Source organism: Chloroflexota bacterium (assembly GCA_016219275.1).
Taxonomy (GTDB): Bacteria; Chloroflexota; Anaerolineae; order UBA4142; family UBA4142; genus JACRBM01.
The window spans coordinates 58,793-76,063 of the sequence record JACRBM010000052.1 but is presented as its reverse complement, the minus strand read 5'-3'; the positions used below and the strand labels follow the sequence as shown (position 1 = coordinate 76,063).

20 protein-coding genes and 1 pseudogene are annotated in these 17,271 nt (G+C 57.3%); 14 read left to right on the top strand and 7 right to left on the bottom strand.

Annotation, left to right across the window (positions count from 1 at the left end):
* Positions 1–53: 53 nt before the first annotated feature.
* The 12 genes from HY868_13470 to HY868_13415 all read left to right on the top strand — a co-directional run bounded on the left by HY868_13470 (position 54) and on the right by HY868_13415 (position 10,838).
* On the top strand, positions 54–2,267 hold the full coding sequence (locus HY868_13470) for a HAMP domain-containing protein (protein ID MBI5303138.1): 2,214 nt from the start codon (positions 54–56) through the stop codon (positions 2,265–2,267).
* Between the two features lie 4 nt (positions 2,268–2,271).
* The gene (locus HY868_13465; protein ID MBI5303137.1) at positions 2,272–2,973 is read left to right on the top strand and encodes a response regulator transcription factor; all 702 of its coding nucleotides are present in this window, start codon (positions 2,272–2,274) and stop codon (positions 2,971–2,973) included.
* A gap of 329 nt (positions 2,974–3,302) precedes the next feature.
* Positions 3,303–3,806, top strand: coding sequence for a hypothetical protein (locus HY868_13460; GenBank protein ID MBI5303136.1), 504 nt, complete (start codon positions 3,303–3,305; stop codon positions 3,804–3,806).
* Positions 3,807–3,913: 107 nt separating this feature from the next.
* Positions 3,914–5,155, top strand: coding sequence for a GNAT family N-acetyltransferase (locus HY868_13455; protein ID MBI5303135.1), 1,242 nt, complete (start codon positions 3,914–3,916; stop codon positions 5,153–5,155).
* 49 nt (positions 5,156–5,204) lie between these two features.
* The gene (locus tag HY868_13450; protein MBI5303134.1) at positions 5,205–6,299 is read left to right on the top strand and encodes a cellulase family glycosylhydrolase; all 1,095 of its coding nucleotides are present in this window, start codon (positions 5,205–5,207) and stop codon (positions 6,297–6,299) included.
* A 187-nt stretch (positions 6,300–6,486) separates the two neighbouring features.
* The gene (locus HY868_13445) at positions 6,487–7,203 is read left to right on the top strand and encodes an NAD-dependent deacylase (protein ID MBI5303133.1); all 717 of its coding nucleotides are present in this window, start codon (positions 6,487–6,489) and stop codon (positions 7,201–7,203) included.
* A 124-nt stretch (positions 7,204–7,327) separates the two neighbouring features.
* Complete coding sequence (locus tag HY868_13440) at positions 7,328–7,534, top strand: PspC domain-containing protein (GenBank protein ID MBI5303132.1); 207 nt, start codon at positions 7,328–7,330, stop codon at positions 7,532–7,534.
* A gap of 98 nt (positions 7,535–7,632) precedes the next feature.
* Positions 7,633–7,836 carry a hypothetical protein gene (locus HY868_13435; GenBank protein ID MBI5303131.1) on the top strand — a complete coding sequence of 68 codons (204 nt, stop codon included), beginning with the start codon at positions 7,633–7,635 and terminating at the stop codon, positions 7,834–7,836.
* 145 nt (positions 7,837–7,981) lie between these two features.
* Positions 7,982–9,694 (top strand): single-stranded-DNA-specific exonuclease RecJ, encoded by a 1,713-nt coding sequence (recJ, locus tag HY868_13430; GenBank protein ID MBI5303130.1) that lies wholly within the window; start codon positions 7,982–7,984, stop codon positions 9,692–9,694.
* Between the two features lie 69 nt (positions 9,695–9,763).
* Positions 9,764–10,204 (top strand): NUDIX hydrolase, encoded by a 441-nt coding sequence (locus HY868_13425; GenBank protein MBI5303129.1) that lies wholly within the window; start codon positions 9,764–9,766, stop codon positions 10,202–10,204.
* Positions 10,201–10,566: a hypothetical protein gene (locus HY868_13420; GenBank protein ID MBI5303128.1), complete on the top strand. Its 366-nt coding sequence runs from the start codon at positions 10,201–10,203 to the stop codon at positions 10,564–10,566. Before HY868_13425 ends, HY868_13420 begins: the two co-directional genes overlap by 4 nt.
* Complete coding sequence (locus tag HY868_13415; GenBank protein ID MBI5303127.1) at positions 10,563–10,838, top strand: YggU family protein; 276 nt, start codon at positions 10,563–10,565, stop codon at positions 10,836–10,838. Before HY868_13420 ends, HY868_13415 begins: the two co-directional genes overlap by 4 nt.
* Before the next feature lie 28 nt (positions 10,839–10,866).
* Here HY868_13415 and HY868_13410 read toward each other — a convergent pair whose 3' ends face one another.
* The 7 genes and pseudogenes from HY868_13410 to HY868_13380 all read right to left on the bottom strand — a co-directional run bounded on the left by HY868_13410 (position 10,867) and on the right by HY868_13380 (position 15,742).
* Entirely contained in the window at positions 10,867–11,622 is a 756-nt protein-coding gene (locus HY868_13410) for a LysM peptidoglycan-binding domain-containing protein (GenBank protein ID MBI5303126.1), read from the bottom strand.
* Positions 11,619–12,656 (bottom strand): right-handed parallel beta-helix repeat-containing protein, encoded by a 1,038-nt coding sequence (locus HY868_13405; GenBank protein ID MBI5303125.1) that lies wholly within the window; start codon positions 12,654–12,656, stop codon positions 11,619–11,621. Before HY868_13405 ends, HY868_13410 begins: the two co-directional genes overlap by 4 nt.
* Positions 12,657–12,690: 34 nt before the next feature.
* On the bottom strand, positions 12,691–12,993 hold the full coding sequence (locus HY868_13400) for a hypothetical protein (protein MBI5303124.1): 303 nt from the start codon (positions 12,991–12,993) through the stop codon (positions 12,691–12,693).
* Positions 12,977–13,258, bottom strand: a pseudogene (locus HY868_13395) (BrnT family toxin). The gene HY868_13400 and the pseudogene HY868_13395 overlap by 17 nt, the downstream one beginning before the upstream one ends.
* A 23-nt stretch (positions 13,259–13,281) precedes the next feature.
* Positions 13,282–13,842 carry an ATP-binding protein gene (locus HY868_13390; protein MBI5303123.1) on the bottom strand — a complete coding sequence of 187 codons (561 nt, stop codon included), beginning with the start codon at positions 13,840–13,842 and terminating at the stop codon, positions 13,282–13,284.
* Between the two features lie 309 nt (positions 13,843–14,151).
* The gene (locus HY868_13385) at positions 14,152–14,628 is read right to left on the bottom strand and encodes a hypothetical protein (protein ID MBI5303122.1); all 477 of its coding nucleotides are present in this window, start codon (positions 14,626–14,628) and stop codon (positions 14,152–14,154) included.
* 418 nt (positions 14,629–15,046) lie between these two features.
* Positions 15,047–15,742 (bottom strand): hypothetical protein, encoded by a 696-nt coding sequence (locus tag HY868_13380; protein MBI5303121.1) that lies wholly within the window; start codon positions 15,740–15,742, stop codon positions 15,047–15,049.
* A gap of 203 nt (positions 15,743–15,945) precedes the next feature.
* Between HY868_13380 and mraZ the strand changes: the two genes are divergently transcribed.
* The gene (gene mraZ / locus HY868_13375; protein ID MBI5303120.1) at positions 15,946–16,392 is read left to right on the top strand and encodes a division/cell wall cluster transcriptional repressor MraZ; all 447 of its coding nucleotides are present in this window, start codon (positions 15,946–15,948) and stop codon (positions 16,390–16,392) included.
* A 5-nt stretch (positions 16,393–16,397) separates the two neighbouring features.
* Complete coding sequence (rsmH, locus tag HY868_13370; GenBank protein ID MBI5303119.1) at positions 16,398–17,264, top strand: 16S rRNA (cytosine(1402)-N(4))-methyltransferase RsmH; 867 nt, start codon at positions 16,398–16,400, stop codon at positions 17,262–17,264.
* Positions 17,265–17,271 lie beyond the last annotated feature (7 nt).

Here is a 17,271-nt window from a genome sequence, read left to right as displayed (position 1 = left end):
CGTGTTCTGGGACAACTTTTTTCGATCAGACCTGTGCGTCTGTGAGTGGAACCATGGTCGAACATCGCAATGATGATTCATCCCCGTCGCCCCACCGATTCCGTCTCCCACGCGTGGGGATTGCGGCGCAAATCTATCTGGGTGTCTTGGCGCTGGCGCTCGCGTTGCTAATCGCCGAAAGCGCGGCGTGGCTGGAAACCGGGCAACAAGCGCGCGCCCAAGCCGAGATCGAGATCGAAGACGGGCTAGATGGTTTTCAAACCGACCTGGTGCGCGCGACGCGCGAATTGACGACGCTCGGTGATTGGCTCGTGGAGCAAAAGACGTTCAACGAGCTTGTCCACGCGCGCGATAGCGCGACGCTCGCCAAATATCTCGAACCGTGGACTGGAGTGAACATTGTAGATTCCCTTTTGGTTTGTGACACCGAGAGCAGGTCCTTGGTGCGTCTCGGCGAGTACGCGGCGTTGACGCACACCACCGGTCTTGATTTGCCGGGCATGGCGGACGCGCGCGAGGGCAAACGCGTGGCGGGTTTGGCGCAGGATAATGCCGGGCGTTTGCAGGGACGCGTGATTCTGCCAATTTATGCGAACGGAAAATCGTTGCCCAGTGGTACACTGTATTTGGGTTTCTACCTCGACCGTAGTTTTCTCCAGTACCGCTTCCGCAAGCTGGATCAAGAAATCGCGATTGTTTACCACGACAACTTGTACATTATCACGCTGACGGATGTGCAGGGGCTTGTCTGGGGCGGCAAGACCGCGCCCGCGGCGATTCTCAAAGCGCAGCGTGAGGGACGCGCCAGCGGTTTCGTAACCGTGGAAACGGACATTGGCAATTATTTGTTCAAGTTCAAACCGATGCAATTTGCGGCGACGAACGGGGGAATGTACGGGATCGGCGTTTCAGCGAGCGCGATAGATACTTTGCGCGCGAATCTCTTCAGAACGTTTGGCATTAGCATTATTGTGATTGCGATTGGGTTAGGTGTAGGCGCGTACCTATTCAGTCGCCACTTGACCCGACCGCTGCGCCAGTTGAGCGGCGCGGCGCGCGCAATGGCGCACGGCGATCTGTCGAATCCCATCCGTTTGGCGCGGAACGATGAACTGGGCGACCTGGCGCGCGAATTAGATCGCACGCGCGACCAGTTGCGCCACGCGTTGCAAACTGCCACGTTAGAGCACAATCGTTATGCCGCGGTGATTCAAAGCATGGGCGCGGCGGCGATCATCAGCGATCACAACTTGGTCATCGCCGCGGTCAACTCGGCGGCGGAAGCGTTGCTCCAGCAGAGTCGCGCGAGTTTGATCGGACAACGGTGGCACCACGTGTTTTGCGCGGACGGACAAGCCAATGGCGCGTCCGCAACGACGTGGGCGTTAGGCGAAGTGGACATGACCAACGAACACGAGTTAGTCGTGCGCGGACGGTTTCCCTTGTGCGCGCGACCGCAACTCAAGCTCGACGTCATTTCGACCCAGGTTCAGTTGGACGGCGCGGCGGCGGGCTTTGTGCATATTCTGTACGACGCGACGACGCAAGAACAACTCGTGCGCGCGAAAGATGAATTCATCATGAACGCGGCGCACGAATTTCGCGGACCGCTTGCCTCGCTCCGCGCCTCCATCGAATTGCTTGCCGAAGATTACGCGACGATGAGCAAGCAAGACCTGGGTGTGATGTTGCGCGCGATGCAACGCGCGGTCGTCAAATTCCAGGGCTTGGTCGAGAATTTGATTGACGTGGGGAACATCCAAGCCGGGCGCTTTCGCGTGCGGACCATGCCGGTACGCTTGAGCAGTCTGATCGAAGACGCGCTCGATCAAATGACGCCGCTCTTGCAAGGTCGCGCGCAGTCGGCGCAGGTGCGGTTGGAGAGTTTGGCGGGGTGTATCGTTTTGGCGGATCGGGCGCGCATCACGCAGGTGCTCATCAACTTGCTGACGAACGCGAGCAAGTACGGTCCCGAAGGCGAACCGATCACCTTCACGGCGGAAAACGCCGAGAGTTTCGTCACGCTTCGCGTGACGGATCGCGGACCGGGCATTCAACCCGAAGAACAGTCGCGGCTCTTTCAACGATTTTATCGCGGCAGACGCGCCGAGGAAGAAGGCATTGGCATCGGCTTGGGCTTGGCGCTCGCGCGCGAAATCGTGCAGTTGCACGGCGGTCAAATCGGCGTGGAGAGTCGCGTGGGCGAAGGCACGACGTTCTGGTTCAGTCTCCCGCGCGTCGAGTCGCCCGAAAGCAAAAAGGCGTAACGCGATGAAAGTATTGTTGGCGGACGATGATCGCGACTTGGTGGATTTGTTGCGCTACACGTTTCAACGCGCGGGTTATTCCGTCGTCACCGCGTTCGACGGCGAGATGGCTCTGCGCGCGCTTAAAGCCGAAGCGCCGGATCTCGTCGTACTCGATTTGATGATGCCGAAACGCAATGGCATGGAAGTGCTGAAAGACGCACGGCGCGACGGCGATGTGCCGATCATCGTGCTCACCGGGTTGGGTGATGAAGATCACGTCGTTAGCGCGCTCGAACTCGGCGCGGACGATTACCTCGTCAAGCCGTTTCGTCCGCGCGAGTTGCGCGCGCGGGCACAGTCGTTGTTGCGGCGCAGTACGAGCGACAGCACCAGCCAGCCCAAAATGGCGTTGCCGCTCGCGTTGGGCGACATCAAACTCGACCCCAACGCGCGCGAGGTGAGCGTGGCTGGTGCGGCAACGCAACTGACGCGCACCGAGTTCGATTTGCTGCACTACTTGATGCGGAATCGCGAAGTGGTTCTCAGCGCGTCGGATATTATCGCGGCGGTGTGGGGTTATGAAGCGGACGAGAACGACGAGGTCGTCAAGGTCGCCATCTCGCGCCTGCGTCGCAAAATTGAACATGACCCGTCGAACCCGCGTTATATCGTGACGGTTCACGGCGTGGGGTACAAGTTTCAAAGCAAGGAAACGGATATGTAGCGAACGCGCGCCGAAGCGTTCCAATCCATGATCTGAAAAGTTATTCTCTGACGAATTTTTAGCATGTCGCCTAGACCGATCAGCCCCGCGAGGTTTCCGCCGCCAGCGACCACGCGGGGCTTTTTTGTTACGATTTTGTTACTTGGATTGTTACGGCTTTGCAAGATCAAGCGCGGATAATCAAGTTAGAAAAATATTGGGTGTGTCGCCGCATGAGTTGCGGACAGCGCGCGATCAAGCGAACTGGCGCAGCACAACTCATCACGAACGTTCTCAATGCAGAGACGTTGCCTTGGCAACGTCTTTGTCTTTATTGGAAGGAGAGGAATATGGCAAGCCGAGCATTGCTGATTATTTTGTTCGCGATCCTGGGTGGCGTGATAATGTCTCTGAGCGCGGTGAGTACATCGGCGCAAGCGGCGGTCACACTTGTCGCGTTCAACGCGCGCGTCGTGCGTCAAGGCGTAACCAGTCATGGAGAACTTACGTGGCGAACTACGAGCGAAGTCCATACTGCCGGTTACAACATCTATCGGAGCGCGCGCGCGGATGGACCGTACGCGCGCATCAACGCCCAACTCATTCCCGCCGTCAACGACGCGAAAATTGGCGGCACGTACAAATATTTCGATAACGACGTACAATCGGGTCAAACGTACTACTATCAGTTGGAGGATGTCGAGATCAGCGGCAAGGGCGTGCGCCATCCGCCCGTGGGTGTGACCGGTCTCGAAACGCAATTCGGTTCCGACATGTGGATCGGCGTGTGCTGGGGAGTTGGCGCGCTTGCCATCGTTCTCGGCGGACTGAACCTGGCTTTGCGGTCGCGCTGAACCGCGCGCGGATGACTTGGCTTGGACGCTCGTCTGAAAAGGCGAGCGTCTTTGTTTTTCCACGCGACGCGTGATATACTCGGCGCGAGTTGCAGGAGGATCAACCAATGAGTGATTTCAAATCCATCGCCCAACAATTTCTCGACGCGCTCGTCGCCAACGATGCGGCGCGGTTCGACGCGATTCTCGCGCCCGATGCCGGTCTGCGCCTCAGCGGTGTACCAAGCAGCGAGGCGCATCGCCCGCGCGAACGCGTCGTGCGCCGGTTGCTCGACGAATCGGCGATGTGGCGCGATGCGCGTGTCCAAATGCTTTCAGCGGTGAGCGAAGGCGATTGCGTCGCGATGCAATTTCGCATTCAAGCAACCGAGCACGAACGCTACGTCGAGCACAATCGCGCGGCGTTCTTGACGCTGCGCGAGGATCGCATCGAGATGATTGATCTCTATGCGCCTGCGCCGATTCCGAGCGCCCGCCGCGACAAGCATTGGATTGCGCCGGCGACGCTGACTGATGACGAGATCAATCGCCTGTTCGATTCGATGCAGTACGCGTGGGATGTGTACGAATGGATGCCCCCAATCGTGAGCGGCACGCAAAGTCTCTCGGCTTCGCGTTGGGGTTCGGGCGACGCGCATCCCGGCAGTAATGGCATCGCGAATGTGCGCTGGAGCGCGGCGGAAGCGGACGCGAAAATCGAAGAGGTGATCGCGTATCATCGCGCGCGCCACATTGGATTTTGTTGGTTCGTCAATCCGTTCGACACGCCGCTCGATTTGCGCGAACGCTTGGAGCGGCATGGTTTCGCGCTCGCGGGCGATCAAGCGATCATGGCGCGCGTGAGATTGGATCGGCTCGATATTCCAGTCAACCCCGAAGTGACGATTGATCTCGTGGATGGTTCGGACGACCGAGTGATCGAAGAGAAATTGCGGATCATCGCGACGTGTTTCAATTGGACGCCCGCGCAGGTGGACGAACGGCGCCCAGGCATGTATGAGCGGCTCAAGAATCCCAAGTTTCGCGAAGAAGAAATTCACTACTTGGCGCGGCTGGGTGGCGCGGCGGTCGCCGACGCGCGCATTGTTCTGCGCGGGGGCATCGCCTACCTGGGTGGTGCGTCCACGTTGCCGGAATTTCGCAGCCGCCGAATCTATTCGACGTTGCTGCGGCGACGCTTGGAGGACGCGCACGCGCGCGGGTATCACATCGCCGCGATTCACGCCGAGCCAATGTCTCGCCGCGTCGTCAGCCGCTATGGTTTTCGCGAGTACGCCAAAGCGTACCTGTACGGTTGGATGCCGGTGATGGATTTGAACGTCATCAAATCGCTCGTGCCAGATGATTGAATGCTCCCTCTCCTGCCAAGCGGGGGAGGGTTAGCGTGGGGGGTTCTTTTTGACCCGTCGAGATTTTCTCAAACTTGCCGCCGCACTTGTAGGCGGCGCGCTCACGCCGACGATGCCAATCACCGCGCAAGAGTCGTCGTCACTCGTCACAGTGCGCGGCGATCAATTCTATGATCGCGGCGTGCGGTTTCCGATTCGCGGCTTCAACTATTATCCGCGCGTACATCCCTGGCGCACGTTCAACGTCGGCGAGTGGGAGCCGCGCGTCACCGAACGCGAACTCATCCTCGGCGCGAACCTGGGTGCGAACGTCGTGCGGATGTTCATTGATTTCAACGCGTCGCTCGACAACACCAAAGCGCAACAGCGCCGCGACGACTATTTTGCGCCGATAGCGCGGTACATGGCGAACGTGCGCGAGTTTCTCGATATCGCCGGGCGATTGAATCTCAAAGTGATTTTCACACTGTTCGACAGCATGGACTGGTCGTTCTATCTGCCGCAGAATCACTGGATCGCCGACGCGTACCTCGAAGAATTACTGCCGCCCTTTATCAACGACCCGCGTATCCTGTGCTGGGATTTGCAGAACGAGCCGGATCGCGCGTTGCGTCAATTCAACGCCGACGCGGTGATCGCGTTCTTCAAACACGTCTCCGAAGAAATTCGCCGACTCGACCCGCATCATTTGCAAACGATCGGTTGGATTGATCGCGCCCGCGCGCAGTACATACCCGCGCTCGACAAGTATCTCGACTTTTGGTGTTTTCATTTTTACGACAAAGCCGAGCGCATGAACGACCTGCTCAAATTCTACAAAACGCAAACGACCAAGCCGGTGCTACTGCAAGAATTCGGTTTGGCGACTGGCGGACCTGGACCGGATGGCGCGTTCACCGAGCGCGATCAAGCCGCGCATTACGAAACAATTCTCGCCGCGCTCGAAGAGAACAAAATGTGCGGCTCGGTTTTCTGGGCGCTCGTAGATTTTCCGATTGGCTTGGCGGGCAATCCTCCGATTCAAACGGATTCGCCGGAAAATCACTTTGGCGTTTTCCGGCTCGACTATTCCGAAAAGCCGGTCGCCGCCGTGCTTCGCAAGTACTGGCGCGGATATCCGTTGCCGGGATTGACGCCGCAGTAGTACTATCCAGTGGAATCGTTGCGAAAAAAAGCAATCTGGACGCGGACAAACGCAGACAAACGCAGACAAAAGATTTATCCGCGTAAATCCGCGCGCGAAGCGAGCCGCGTTCAAAATTGCCCGGTGTAGTTTCGGCTTGTCCGAGTTAGGAGTACGTATCTTGCACTTGCATTCCACCATCGCGCGTTTGCGGTCTGCGTCTCGCGTCGCCGTGCTCACCGGCGCGGGCGTATCGGCGGAGAGTGGCATTCCAACGTTTCGCGACGCGCAAACCGGCTTGTGGCGCAAGTTCGATCCGTTGCAACTTGCCACGGCGGAAGCGTTCGCGCGGAATCCCAAACTCGTGTGGGAGTGGTACGAGTGGCGACGCGAGTTGTGCCGCGACAAACAACCAAACCCAGGACACATCGCGCTCGCGGAGATGGCGACGTTGTTTTCGGATTTTACGCTCATCACGCAGAACATTGACGGCTTGCATCAGCGCGCCGGTTCGCGCGAGGTGATCGAATTGCACGGCAATCTCGAACGCGATAAATGCGCGCGCGAAAATATCGTCGTGGATCGCGCACAAGCGCGTGCGCGCGACGGTATGTTCGCGTGTCCGCGTTGCGGCGCGTACTTGCGCCCCGATGTTGTGTGGTTCGGCGAAACTTTGCCGCAAGAATCGCTCGACCGCGCGTTTCGCGCGGCGATGCAGTGCGACGCGTTTCTCGCGGTTGGCACCTCCGCGCTCGTCGAACCGGCGGCATCTCTCCCGCGCGTTGCCAAGCAAGCCGGCGCGTTCGTCGTCGAGATCAACCCGGACGAAACGCCGCTCTCGCCGCTTGCCGACGCGGTCGTGCGCGCGAAATCCGGCGACGCGTTGCCGGCGTTGCTCGCCGCGTTGAGAGAGGAAAACAAGTAAACAAGTTAACAGGTAGATAGGTGGACAAGGAAGACGTGTCTACTTGTCTACCTGTTTACTTTTCTACTCCAAACTCTGTAACCAATCACCGCGTCCTGCGTAGATATTGGATGAGGAGGTAACTATGGCTCGCAAAATGTATCGCAGTCGTACGGAGAAAATGCTCGGCGGTGTGTGTGACGGCTTGGCAGAACTGTTCGACATTGACCCGACCTTGGTTCGACTCGTCTTTGTGCTCGCGACGTTGTGGGGTGGATTCGGTATCATCGTCTACCTCGTCTTGTGGTGGATCGCGCCGTACAAAGACGAAATCAAAACGCCGGGTGCATAATTTCTCTTATTTCCCTCAGTTCCCTTGGTTCCCTACATTTCCTCCGGGAACTAGGACGGAAATGAGGGAAATGAGGGAACTCTGGGAAATGGAGTAATGTGGATATTCTGCTCTTGCCCATCAAAGCGATTTGGCGACTCGTCACGATTATTTTTGAACTGACCGGGCGCGTGCTTGCGCTGGTGCTCGGCATCGTGTTGATGATTGTCGGCGTGATCGTATCGCTGACGATTGTCGGCGCGGTGATTGGAATTCCGATCGCGTTGTTCGGTCTGGTGCTCACGGTGCGCGGATTGTTTTGATTCTCGCGTTAGACCCTTCGGGTTTACGAAACCCGAAGGGTCTTTACTTTTTTGCGTCTTGACGCGCATCGTGGTAAAATCCGCTGCAACTTGCAGGGCAGCACGACGCCTTGCAATGCTTTCAATCAACCACAACGGAGACGATGTGCCGCCCAAACCAAAACGTTGGCTAATTGCGCCGCGCGTGTCATCGCTGACACTCGCGCGCTTTCCGCAACTCAATCCTCTGCTCGTCCAAGTTCTGCATAATCGTAACATCACCACCCCCGAACAGGTAGACGTGTTCCTCGCTCCCGATTCGCTCGTCGGCAATCCGTTCACGCTGCGCGGAATGAACGAAACGGTCGAACGTTTGCGCCGCGCGATGCGCGCGCACGAACCGATCGCGGTCTACGGCGATTTCGATGTGGATGGCGTGACCGCCACGGCGTTGCTCGTGCAAACACTCGAGGCGCTCGGCGCGGTCGTCAAGCCGTACATCCCGCATCGCATTGACGAAGGGTACGGTTTGAACAAGGACGCGCTCGCGCAGTTGAAAGAACAAGGCGTCGGCGTCGTCGTAACGGTGGACTGCGGCGTGCGTTCGCTGCCCGAAGTCGCGTTCGGCAAACAGATCGGACTCGATATGATCGTGACCGATCATCACGCCCCGAGCGACGAATTGCCGGACGCGTTCGCGGTCGTCAATCCGAAACAACCTGGGTGCCCGTATCCGTCGAAAGAATTGTCCGGCGTGGGCGTCGCGTTCAAACTCGCGCAAGCGTTGATGCGCGTCGAAGAACGCGCGCCGATCAACAAATCGCCTGCCGAAATTTCCGAGAGCGATTTGTACGATCTCGTCGCGCTTGGCACGGTCGCCGATCTCGTGCCGGTGACCGGCGAGAATCGTTTGCTCGTCAAACGCGGCTTGGAAAAATTGCGCCAATCGGAACGACCTGGGATTCAGGCATTGCTGCGTCAAGCGGGCGTGCGCCCGGAAACACTCGATACTGGCTCGATCGGTTTTACGCTCGGTCCGCGACTCAACGCGGCGGGGCGACTCGAACACGCGTTGATGGCGTACGATGTGTTGACGACCCAGTATCCCGGCGAAGCGGACAATCTCGCGCGCAAACTCGAAGAGACGAATCGCGAACGCCAACGCTTGACGAACGAAATGGCGCAACGCGCGCGCGACGCGGTGGCGGGTTCGACGGAGCACGAACACTTGTTGTTTGTGACCGCGCCGGAATTTCTCGAAGGCATTGTCGGTTTGGTCGCGAGCCGGTTAACCGACGAATACTATCGTCCGGCGGTCGCGGTGCATTTTGGCGCGGAGGAAAGTCGCGGCTCGGCGCGCAGTATCAGCGAGTTCAACATTGTGTCCGCGCTCGATCAATGCCGCGATTTGCTCGTGCGTCACGGTGGTCACGCGATGGCGGCGGGGTTCACGGTGCGGAACGAAAACCTGCCCGCGCTCGAAGCGCGCCTCAAAGTGATCGCCGCACGTGAACTGGGCGCGACCGATCTCGCGCCGACCTTGAACGTGGATGCCGAAGCCGGGCTAGGTGAGATGAATTGGAACCTGCAAAAAGTGTTGGAGCAACTTGCGCCGTTCGGCTTTGGTAATCGCGAACCAGTGTTTGTGAGCCGCAATGTCATGGTGCGCGATGCGCGGCTCGTCGGCGCGGAGCACTTGCGTTTGATGTTGACCGACGGGCAAGCCGTGTGGGATGCGATCGCGTTTCGGCAGGGGAGCTGGCTTGGTTCGTTACCCAAGACGATTGACGTGGCGTACCAACTCGAAGCGCGCGTGTGGAACGGCGATACGAAATTGCAGTTGAACGTCAAGGACATCAAGATACCTGGGGAGCAGTGAAACAGTATTCAGTCTTCAGTATTCAGTACGGAATACTGAACACTGAACACTGGATACTGAATACTGATCATGACTGATTCGCGCGAATACCCCGCCCGTCCGATTTGCGGCGTCGGTGTCATTGTGTGGCACGACGACCGCGTGCTGTTGATTCAGCGCGGCAAGCCGCCGAATGTGGGAATGTGGGGCTTGCCCGGCGGCGCAATCGAGTTGGGCGAATCGTTGCGCGAGGCGGCGGCGCGCGAAGTACGTGAAGAGTGTGGCATCGAGATTGCGCTCGGCGAAGTGGTCGAGGTGGTAGACATTGTCACGCGCGACGCGGAGAATCGCGTGCAGTATCACTATGTCGTCGTGGATTTCGCCGCGCAGCACACGCGCGGCGAGTTGCACGCGGACAGCGACGTGACGGATGCGCGCTGGGTCACGCGCGATGAACTGCTCAAGTACGATGTGCCCAACCTGACGCGCCGCGTCATTCTCAAATCGTTTGAGCGCGAAACGAAACCATGAAACTCGACGTGGCGATTGCCGGGGCGATTGGTCTGCTGATGGGCGCGGGCATCTATTACCTCGCGAGTTCGGCGAGCGCCCAGATTCCCACGCTCGTCGCGCATCCAATTGGCATTGTTGTCATTGGCTTGATCCTGGTCGCGTTCGCCGGCGCGGAAATTCCGATCATGGTTTTTGGCTTGAAAAAAATCGCGGCATCCACGACGCCGCGTCCATTTTTGCTCGGCACGCACGCGATCTATGTGACGTTCGCATCGGTCTATGCCGCGATTTTCGTTTTGTTGACGGGGCAAATCGGCTGGGGCATGATTCTCGCGGCAGGACTCGTCGTCCGTTTCGGAACGGGCGCGTTGTTCAAATGATTTCCGAATCGAAAGGCGCGGTCACGTTCGCGGTCAAGGTGATCCCGCGCGCAAGCAAGAATCAAATCGTGGGCATTGAAGGCGACGCGGTCAAGATTCGTTTGAACGCGCCGCCGGTCGAAGGCAAAGCGAACGACGCGCTCATCGCGTTCCTCGCGGAAAAACTGGGTGTGCCGCGTTCGAACGTCGAAATCATTGTGGGAGAAACTTCGCGGCGCAAAGTGATTCGCGTGCGCGGCGCGACGGTGCAGCAGGTTGAAGAAAAATTGTAGGGACGTTCAATCGAACGTCCCTTCCTTTTTACCGGCTCAATCGTCGCGTCAAGCGTCCCTTGCGCGATTCGACGACCGCGAATCGCCGCGAGCGTTCGAACGCGAGGAGCGCCAGCACGGCAGTCGCGAGCGAGCCGATGAACGCGACAACGCTCAATACGTTGAATGCCGAAGCGGCGAATGATACGACGCCGGGCGGAAGTAAACCTGTCGCGGTGCGCGTTGTTGCGACGGTTGTGGTAATCGGGACCGTCGCGGTCAGCGTACCTGTTGCCGCAATCGTGGGCGCAATGGTCGGCGCGGTCGCAATCGGCGCAAGCGTTGGCGCGGCGCTGGTCGCGGTTGGGGCGGACGGGCGAGGTGTTCCGGCAAGCGGTGGAATAATCAACGTGCTCCCAACCTTTAACTTGGAACTCGTCGTGAGGTTGTTCGCATCGAGAATGATCTTGTACTTGGTCCCGTCGTTGTACATTTTTTGCGCGATGATCCACGGGCTGTCGCCGGACACAATCGTATACGTGCGATCACTCGATCCTGGGTCGGCGGCGCGGGCGGGTGTGGGGTTGTTCGCCGCTGCGGGCGCGCTGGTCGGTGCGGGTGCGCTTGTCGTTGCGGCAGGGTCGGGCGGAAATGTCGGGATGAAAATCGGCGTTGGAAAAACGTACGGCGCTTTGGTCGGCTCTTCGCCCTGCGCCTGGGTTGGTGATGTGGGCGCGCGTCCCAGCCAGAATAACAGACCCAGGATGCCAAAGACTATCAACGTAACTAGTAATTCACGTTTCATTTGCAATCCGGAGTCTCGGTAATCGCGCCGCCTTTAAGTTCGTTCTTTTCAAACGTGTTTCCCTGGCATGTGCCATTTTCGACCGGTTGCAGCAACACGCCGTTGCCGTCGAACAGGTTGCCGACATAGCGATGACCTTGCGCGTTATCCGACTGCACGCCTTTTACCTTCGCGTCTTTGACGGTGTTGTACTCAAAGCGTAATTGTTGCGCGTACCCAAACCAGCCGCCGTAATTGTCTTCGATCATTTGATTGTGGTGAATGTAATTGCGAAAACTAAACGTCGCTTCGATGCCGTTCGCGACACTGTGCGAAATATAGTTGCCAAAAATTTCGAGATCACTGCTCGCGGTCTCCGGCAGATTGCCTTGATAAATGCCGTCGCCATTATAGTTGAGCGAGTTCCACGCGATCTTGTTGCGGTCCGCTTTGTTCGTCAGGACGATGCCCGCCGCGCCGCATCCCGCGTCCTTGCCCCATTCGGGACAACTGCGATTGTTATAGTCCACGGTGTTCGAGTAGACCTGGCTCACCGTGGTGCTGTAGAGAAAAATCCCCCAGCCGCGATTGCGACTCGTCGTGTTGCTCTGCACGAGAATTTGTCGCGAGTTGATGATTTGAATGCCCGCGATGTTGCCGTTCGCCGTGTTGCCGACGACGCGTGAATTCTGGATGCCGTTCAAGATCATGCCGCCGTGTGGAATCGGTTTGAGGTGTTCGATGTTGGAATTATCGTCGAGATAGTTGCCGCTGAAATCATTGTTCTCGAATCGGAAACCGTTCCCGCGCACGACGTACATCCCCACATCCCAGCCGCGCACGCGACAATTGCGAATCGTCACGTTCCGCCGATTCTGGATCAAAATACCCACGCCCACCGTGTCGCCGATGATCGCCGAGTTCTGGCAATTGAGCGTGACGTTATCCGCCATGATAATGACGGGTTGGCGGTACTCGCCGTTCGGCGGCAACGTCGTATCTTTGTAGATGCGCATGGGCATCGTTAGCAAAAGAAACAGGGTGAGTAGTTTCATCGAGCGTGTTTCCCAAAGCGAATATACAAACGGCTCATGCTTTTGTTTTAGGGCTTGGTTTTTTGGGTAGTAACGCGATGAGTCCGCGCAAAGCTTGGTTCACTGCCTGGGAATCAGGAAAGTATTTGCGTACATCCGGTTCCAGCAAGACTGCGCCCTCTTCAAGTTGGAAGTGTTGAACGAGCGTCGTTCCATCGGTGCGATGAATCTTGACGGTATGCCCAGCGCGATAGTCCTTGTAGTACTTGCCGCGCACGCCTCTGCGCATGTTTTTGAAATCATATTCTGGACGCATGTCGTCACGGGCTGGGTGAGTGGTTTTAATTTCCTTCTTCATACGCTCTCCGTTCAGTTGCAGTCGCCTTGCGGCAACTACTCATTCGAATATTCTTGCCCCGCTCGGTGTGGCTCACAACCAAGACGCGTCTGCGTGAAGAATAACCGATGCTGATGAAACGTTGTTCCGCGTCAGAATGATCCGGGTCAGGGAACATCCACAGAAAAGGGTCGTTGAAAATCGTCTTGGCTTCCTAAAAACTGATTTTGTGTTTGGCGAGATTCTCTTGCGCTTTGGCGGCGTCCCATTCAAAGGTGAGTTCCATATTGCACCGTCCGCAGTAGATTGCTAACTCAGCATTGCGCGTCGCACCGCATCAAACAATCCCGCGTAATCAATCGCCTCGAAATTCGTCGTATCAATCTCGATCAACATACTGTCGAGGTCGAGTGCGCGTTCGTTGCGTTCGAGGATCGCTGCAATCTCGGCGTCGCTCGACTCGTGATCCACGTGTCCGGGATGCCGTTCGCCGGATGACCAGCGCGATTTGAAGCGTTCGAGCAGAATCGCGCGGTCACATTGTAGCAGAATTCGCAAAATCGCCAAATCGTACTTGGTTTGCCACGCACGGAATCGCGGCGTCGCGCCTTCCGAAAAATTGCTCTCGACGATGAGCGATTGCCCGGCGGACAGCAGAGTCTCGACGAAATAGTAGATCAGTTCGTACGTTGCGCCGCCCAACTGCTTCGACCATTCGCGATCCTTCCAGCCGAGTGTGTCGAACAACGTTTCTTTGATGTCGTCTTTGGCGATGAGTGGCAAGCGAAACTCGCGTGCGATTTTCCGCGCGAGCGTTGTCTTGCCCGCGCCCGGTGGACCGGTGACGATGAGGAGGAGAGGACGGGACATGGTTGGAATCGGTAGTCAGAATTCAGAAGCCAGAAGCCAGAAGTCAGTATTCAGAATGAGATGTTGGTAGAACGCTAACGCTTGCTGATTCCGCCGAACGTACATTGCGGATGAAAAACTACGACGCCAAAAATTGCGCGCCCGGGCGGAATCAGCAAGCGTGTGTTTGGCGGCGTTCAGCAAGTTCTCGTTTCGTCCCCCAACGTCACAAATATTTTAGACCTTTACCAATTCCGTGTCCTTCTCAACACCTTCGCCAAACGCGGATTCTGTTTGGCAATTTTGGAAAATTGCCCCACGATTTTGCATTCAGTTTTTGATTGGCGAAGGTATTGCTTCTTCGACTGGGATGAATCGAAAATTTGTGAGTTTATATTTTCGTGCACACTCGACAACTAAATCCGTGCAGAAAAAAGCTGTGGGAGAAATATCGGTGGTGAAGAGATTTAAGCCGTTCCAGGTATTCTCTCGAAACACATAAGAGAATGTTACTCCTCGGGCATACTGATGGTTGAACGTTTCTGATATATTGTCGGTACGCGTGCCGCATTCTGGGCAAAACTTCACTCCCATAAAGCCACTTGCTTCAAACTCAATCAATGCTCCCCTGAGTTCCATCCCATCAATCCAAAAATAATTTGGTGCAGTTGTTTCCATTAGTTTCTTGGGCAATGGGTTAGCAATTTTTACTTTGTGAATTGGAAAAGTGCCAACGCCATCTTTCTCCCAGCACTCGATTGTTTTTTCTGAAACAATGAGAAACGGGAATGCACCACATCCTAACACGTCTGACCACCTTGAACCTTTGTCGCGCTCAAGTAAGGCTACTATGTCGCCACTCGCGTAATGAAGTGTTCGTCCTTCGATCTTGCAGTAAGAAGTTTGACCAAAACCTTCTATCAGACTTCGTATCCAGGGGAATCCCCTTGTGTGAAAGAAATTATGACGTACACTAAAGAATCTTGGCATATTCAATCAACTCTATATCTTTGGCAGCTGCTGTCTGTGATGTAACTCGAATGGGAATGGAATGTCGCCAAACTTATCTTTCACGAACTCACGAGTGCGGGAATCACGGGTGTTTATGCTCACGTTGCCTTGCTTCCCGCACTCCTTGGTGCGGGAAACCAATCGCGGCAATTTCGTTTCCACGTGCTTGGACTCCGGTTCCTCGTCGTTTGTCCTCCGTCCTCCGTCGTCTTCATCACATCGCCAAAATTCGCCCGCAACTGGGACACAAAACAAGTTCGCTCCCCGACCGCACGCGCGAAGCCAAGCCAGTCGGCACGGTGACACCGCACATTCCGCACGCATCGCGGACAAGTTGCGCGACCGCGCGCCCGGCTTTGGCGCGCCGCAGTTGATCGTACTGCCGCAACGCGTCCGCATCGAGCGACGCGCGCGTGTGTTCGCGCGAGGTGCTCACGACGATGATGCGCGCATTCAGCGTATCGCGTTCGCGCGTGAGCCGCTCAACTTCGTTCGCGCGCGTTTGCTCGGCTTGTGCGAACGCGCGCGCGGTTTCGTCTGCGCGCGTTTGCGCTTGCTCGACCGCGTCCATCAACTCCAAGCGCGTTTCGTCGAGCGCACCACGTTGCCGCCGGTGCATTTGCAAATCCTTTTCGATGCTGTCGAGTTCCTTGGGAATTGTCACGCGTCCGCTGTAGAGCCGTTGCTCCACCTCGCGGATTTTCGCGTCGAGCGTTTGCGCTTCCAGGTCGCGATCGCGCAACGCGGCGGCGAGTTCCCCCAGTTTTTTGTGGGTGGCGTCGCGTTCGGCGCGCGTCGCGGCGAGCGGATCGCCGGCAAGCGCGGCGGCAATCGCGCGGACGCGCGCGGTTGCCTCATCGTGTTCGTGGTCGAGTGTGTGGAGCTGGGCGAGTAGGGCAATTCGGTTCATTGTGTTCACCTGGGAGCGCGAAATCACTCACTATCGTTCAATTTACAATACCTTAAACTTTGCCGAAACTTTCCTCACCCCCCTTGACAATCGTGGTTATGGTGTGGGATAATGCGGGCACGAAAGTGGGAAAAAATGGGGCGAAGTGGGGCGCATAGAGTTCTAGAACACGCGTTTCGTTCGCCCGGTGGGAAACCGAACGTATGTTCTTAGGTCTGAATCACCACACGATTGACGACAAAGGTCGCTTGACGTTGCCTGCCAAATGGCGGGCTGAACTCGCGTCCGGTGTGGTCGTCACGCGCGGGTTGGACGAGTGTCTCTTTGTTTTCCCCCAAGCCAAGTTTGAAAGTATCGCCGCCGAGATTGATCAGGCGGGCATCGAGTTTGCGGATGCTCGCGCGTGGGCGCGTTATCTTGCCGGGATGGCGGAACAAATCGAAGTGGACAAGCAAGGGCGCATTTTGCTGCCGGAAAATCTGCGTCAGTTTGCGAAGTTGAACGGTGAAGTTGTCGTGCTCGGTGTCGTGAGTCGCATCGAGATTTGGAATCCCGCCAAGTATCGCGAAAACAATCTGTCGGTCGAATCGAATGCGGCGGTCGTCGCCGAGCGGATGGGGCACATCATGCACCGCGCGGCGCAGTCCTAGTCGCGATGGCGCACGTACCTGTACTTTACCAGCCCATCATCGAGTACCTCGCCCCGCATCCCGGCGGTCGCTACATTGACGCGACGTTGGGTGCGGGCGGACACGCGGCAGGCATCCTCGATGCGTCAGCGCCGGACGGGCGATTGCTCGGTCTGGATGCTGACCCTGCCGCGTTGTCTATCGCGCGAGAAAACCTGGCGCGCTTTGGCGAACGCGTGATGTTCGTGCATTCGAACTTTGAACATTTGCGCGAGGTCGCGGCGGCGCACGATTTTATTCCGGCGGACGGTATTGTACTCGATATTGGATTATCGTCAATGCAGTTGGCGGATGCGGCGCGCGGTTTTTCGTTCGCGAGCGAAGGCGCGCTCGACATGCGTTTCAATCCCGATCTCGAAACGACTGCCGCCGACCTGGTCAACTCGCTCGACGAAGCCGAACTCGCCGATTTGATTTTCGAGTACGGCGAGGAGCACGCTTCGCGGCGCATCGCCCGCGCGATTGTGTACGCACGACCGATCACGACCGCGGCGCAACTCGCGGCGGTCATCGAAAAATCCATTGGGCGACGCGGCGGCATTCACCCGGCAACGCGCACGTTCCAAGCGTTGCGGATCGCGGTGAATCGTGAGTTGCAAGTGCTCGAACATGTTTTACCGCAAATCGTGGATGTGCTCGCGGTCGGCGGGCGCATCGCATTGATCGCGTTCCATTCGCTCGAAGATCGCATCGTTAAAAACTATTTTCGCTCGTGCGCGCAACTGCATGTGCTGACCAAGCATCCGTTGCAAGCGACGCGCGAAGAAGAACTCGCAAATCCGCGCAGTCGCAGCGCCAAGTTGCGTGTGGCGGAGCGAAGACCCCCACCCTAGCCCTCCC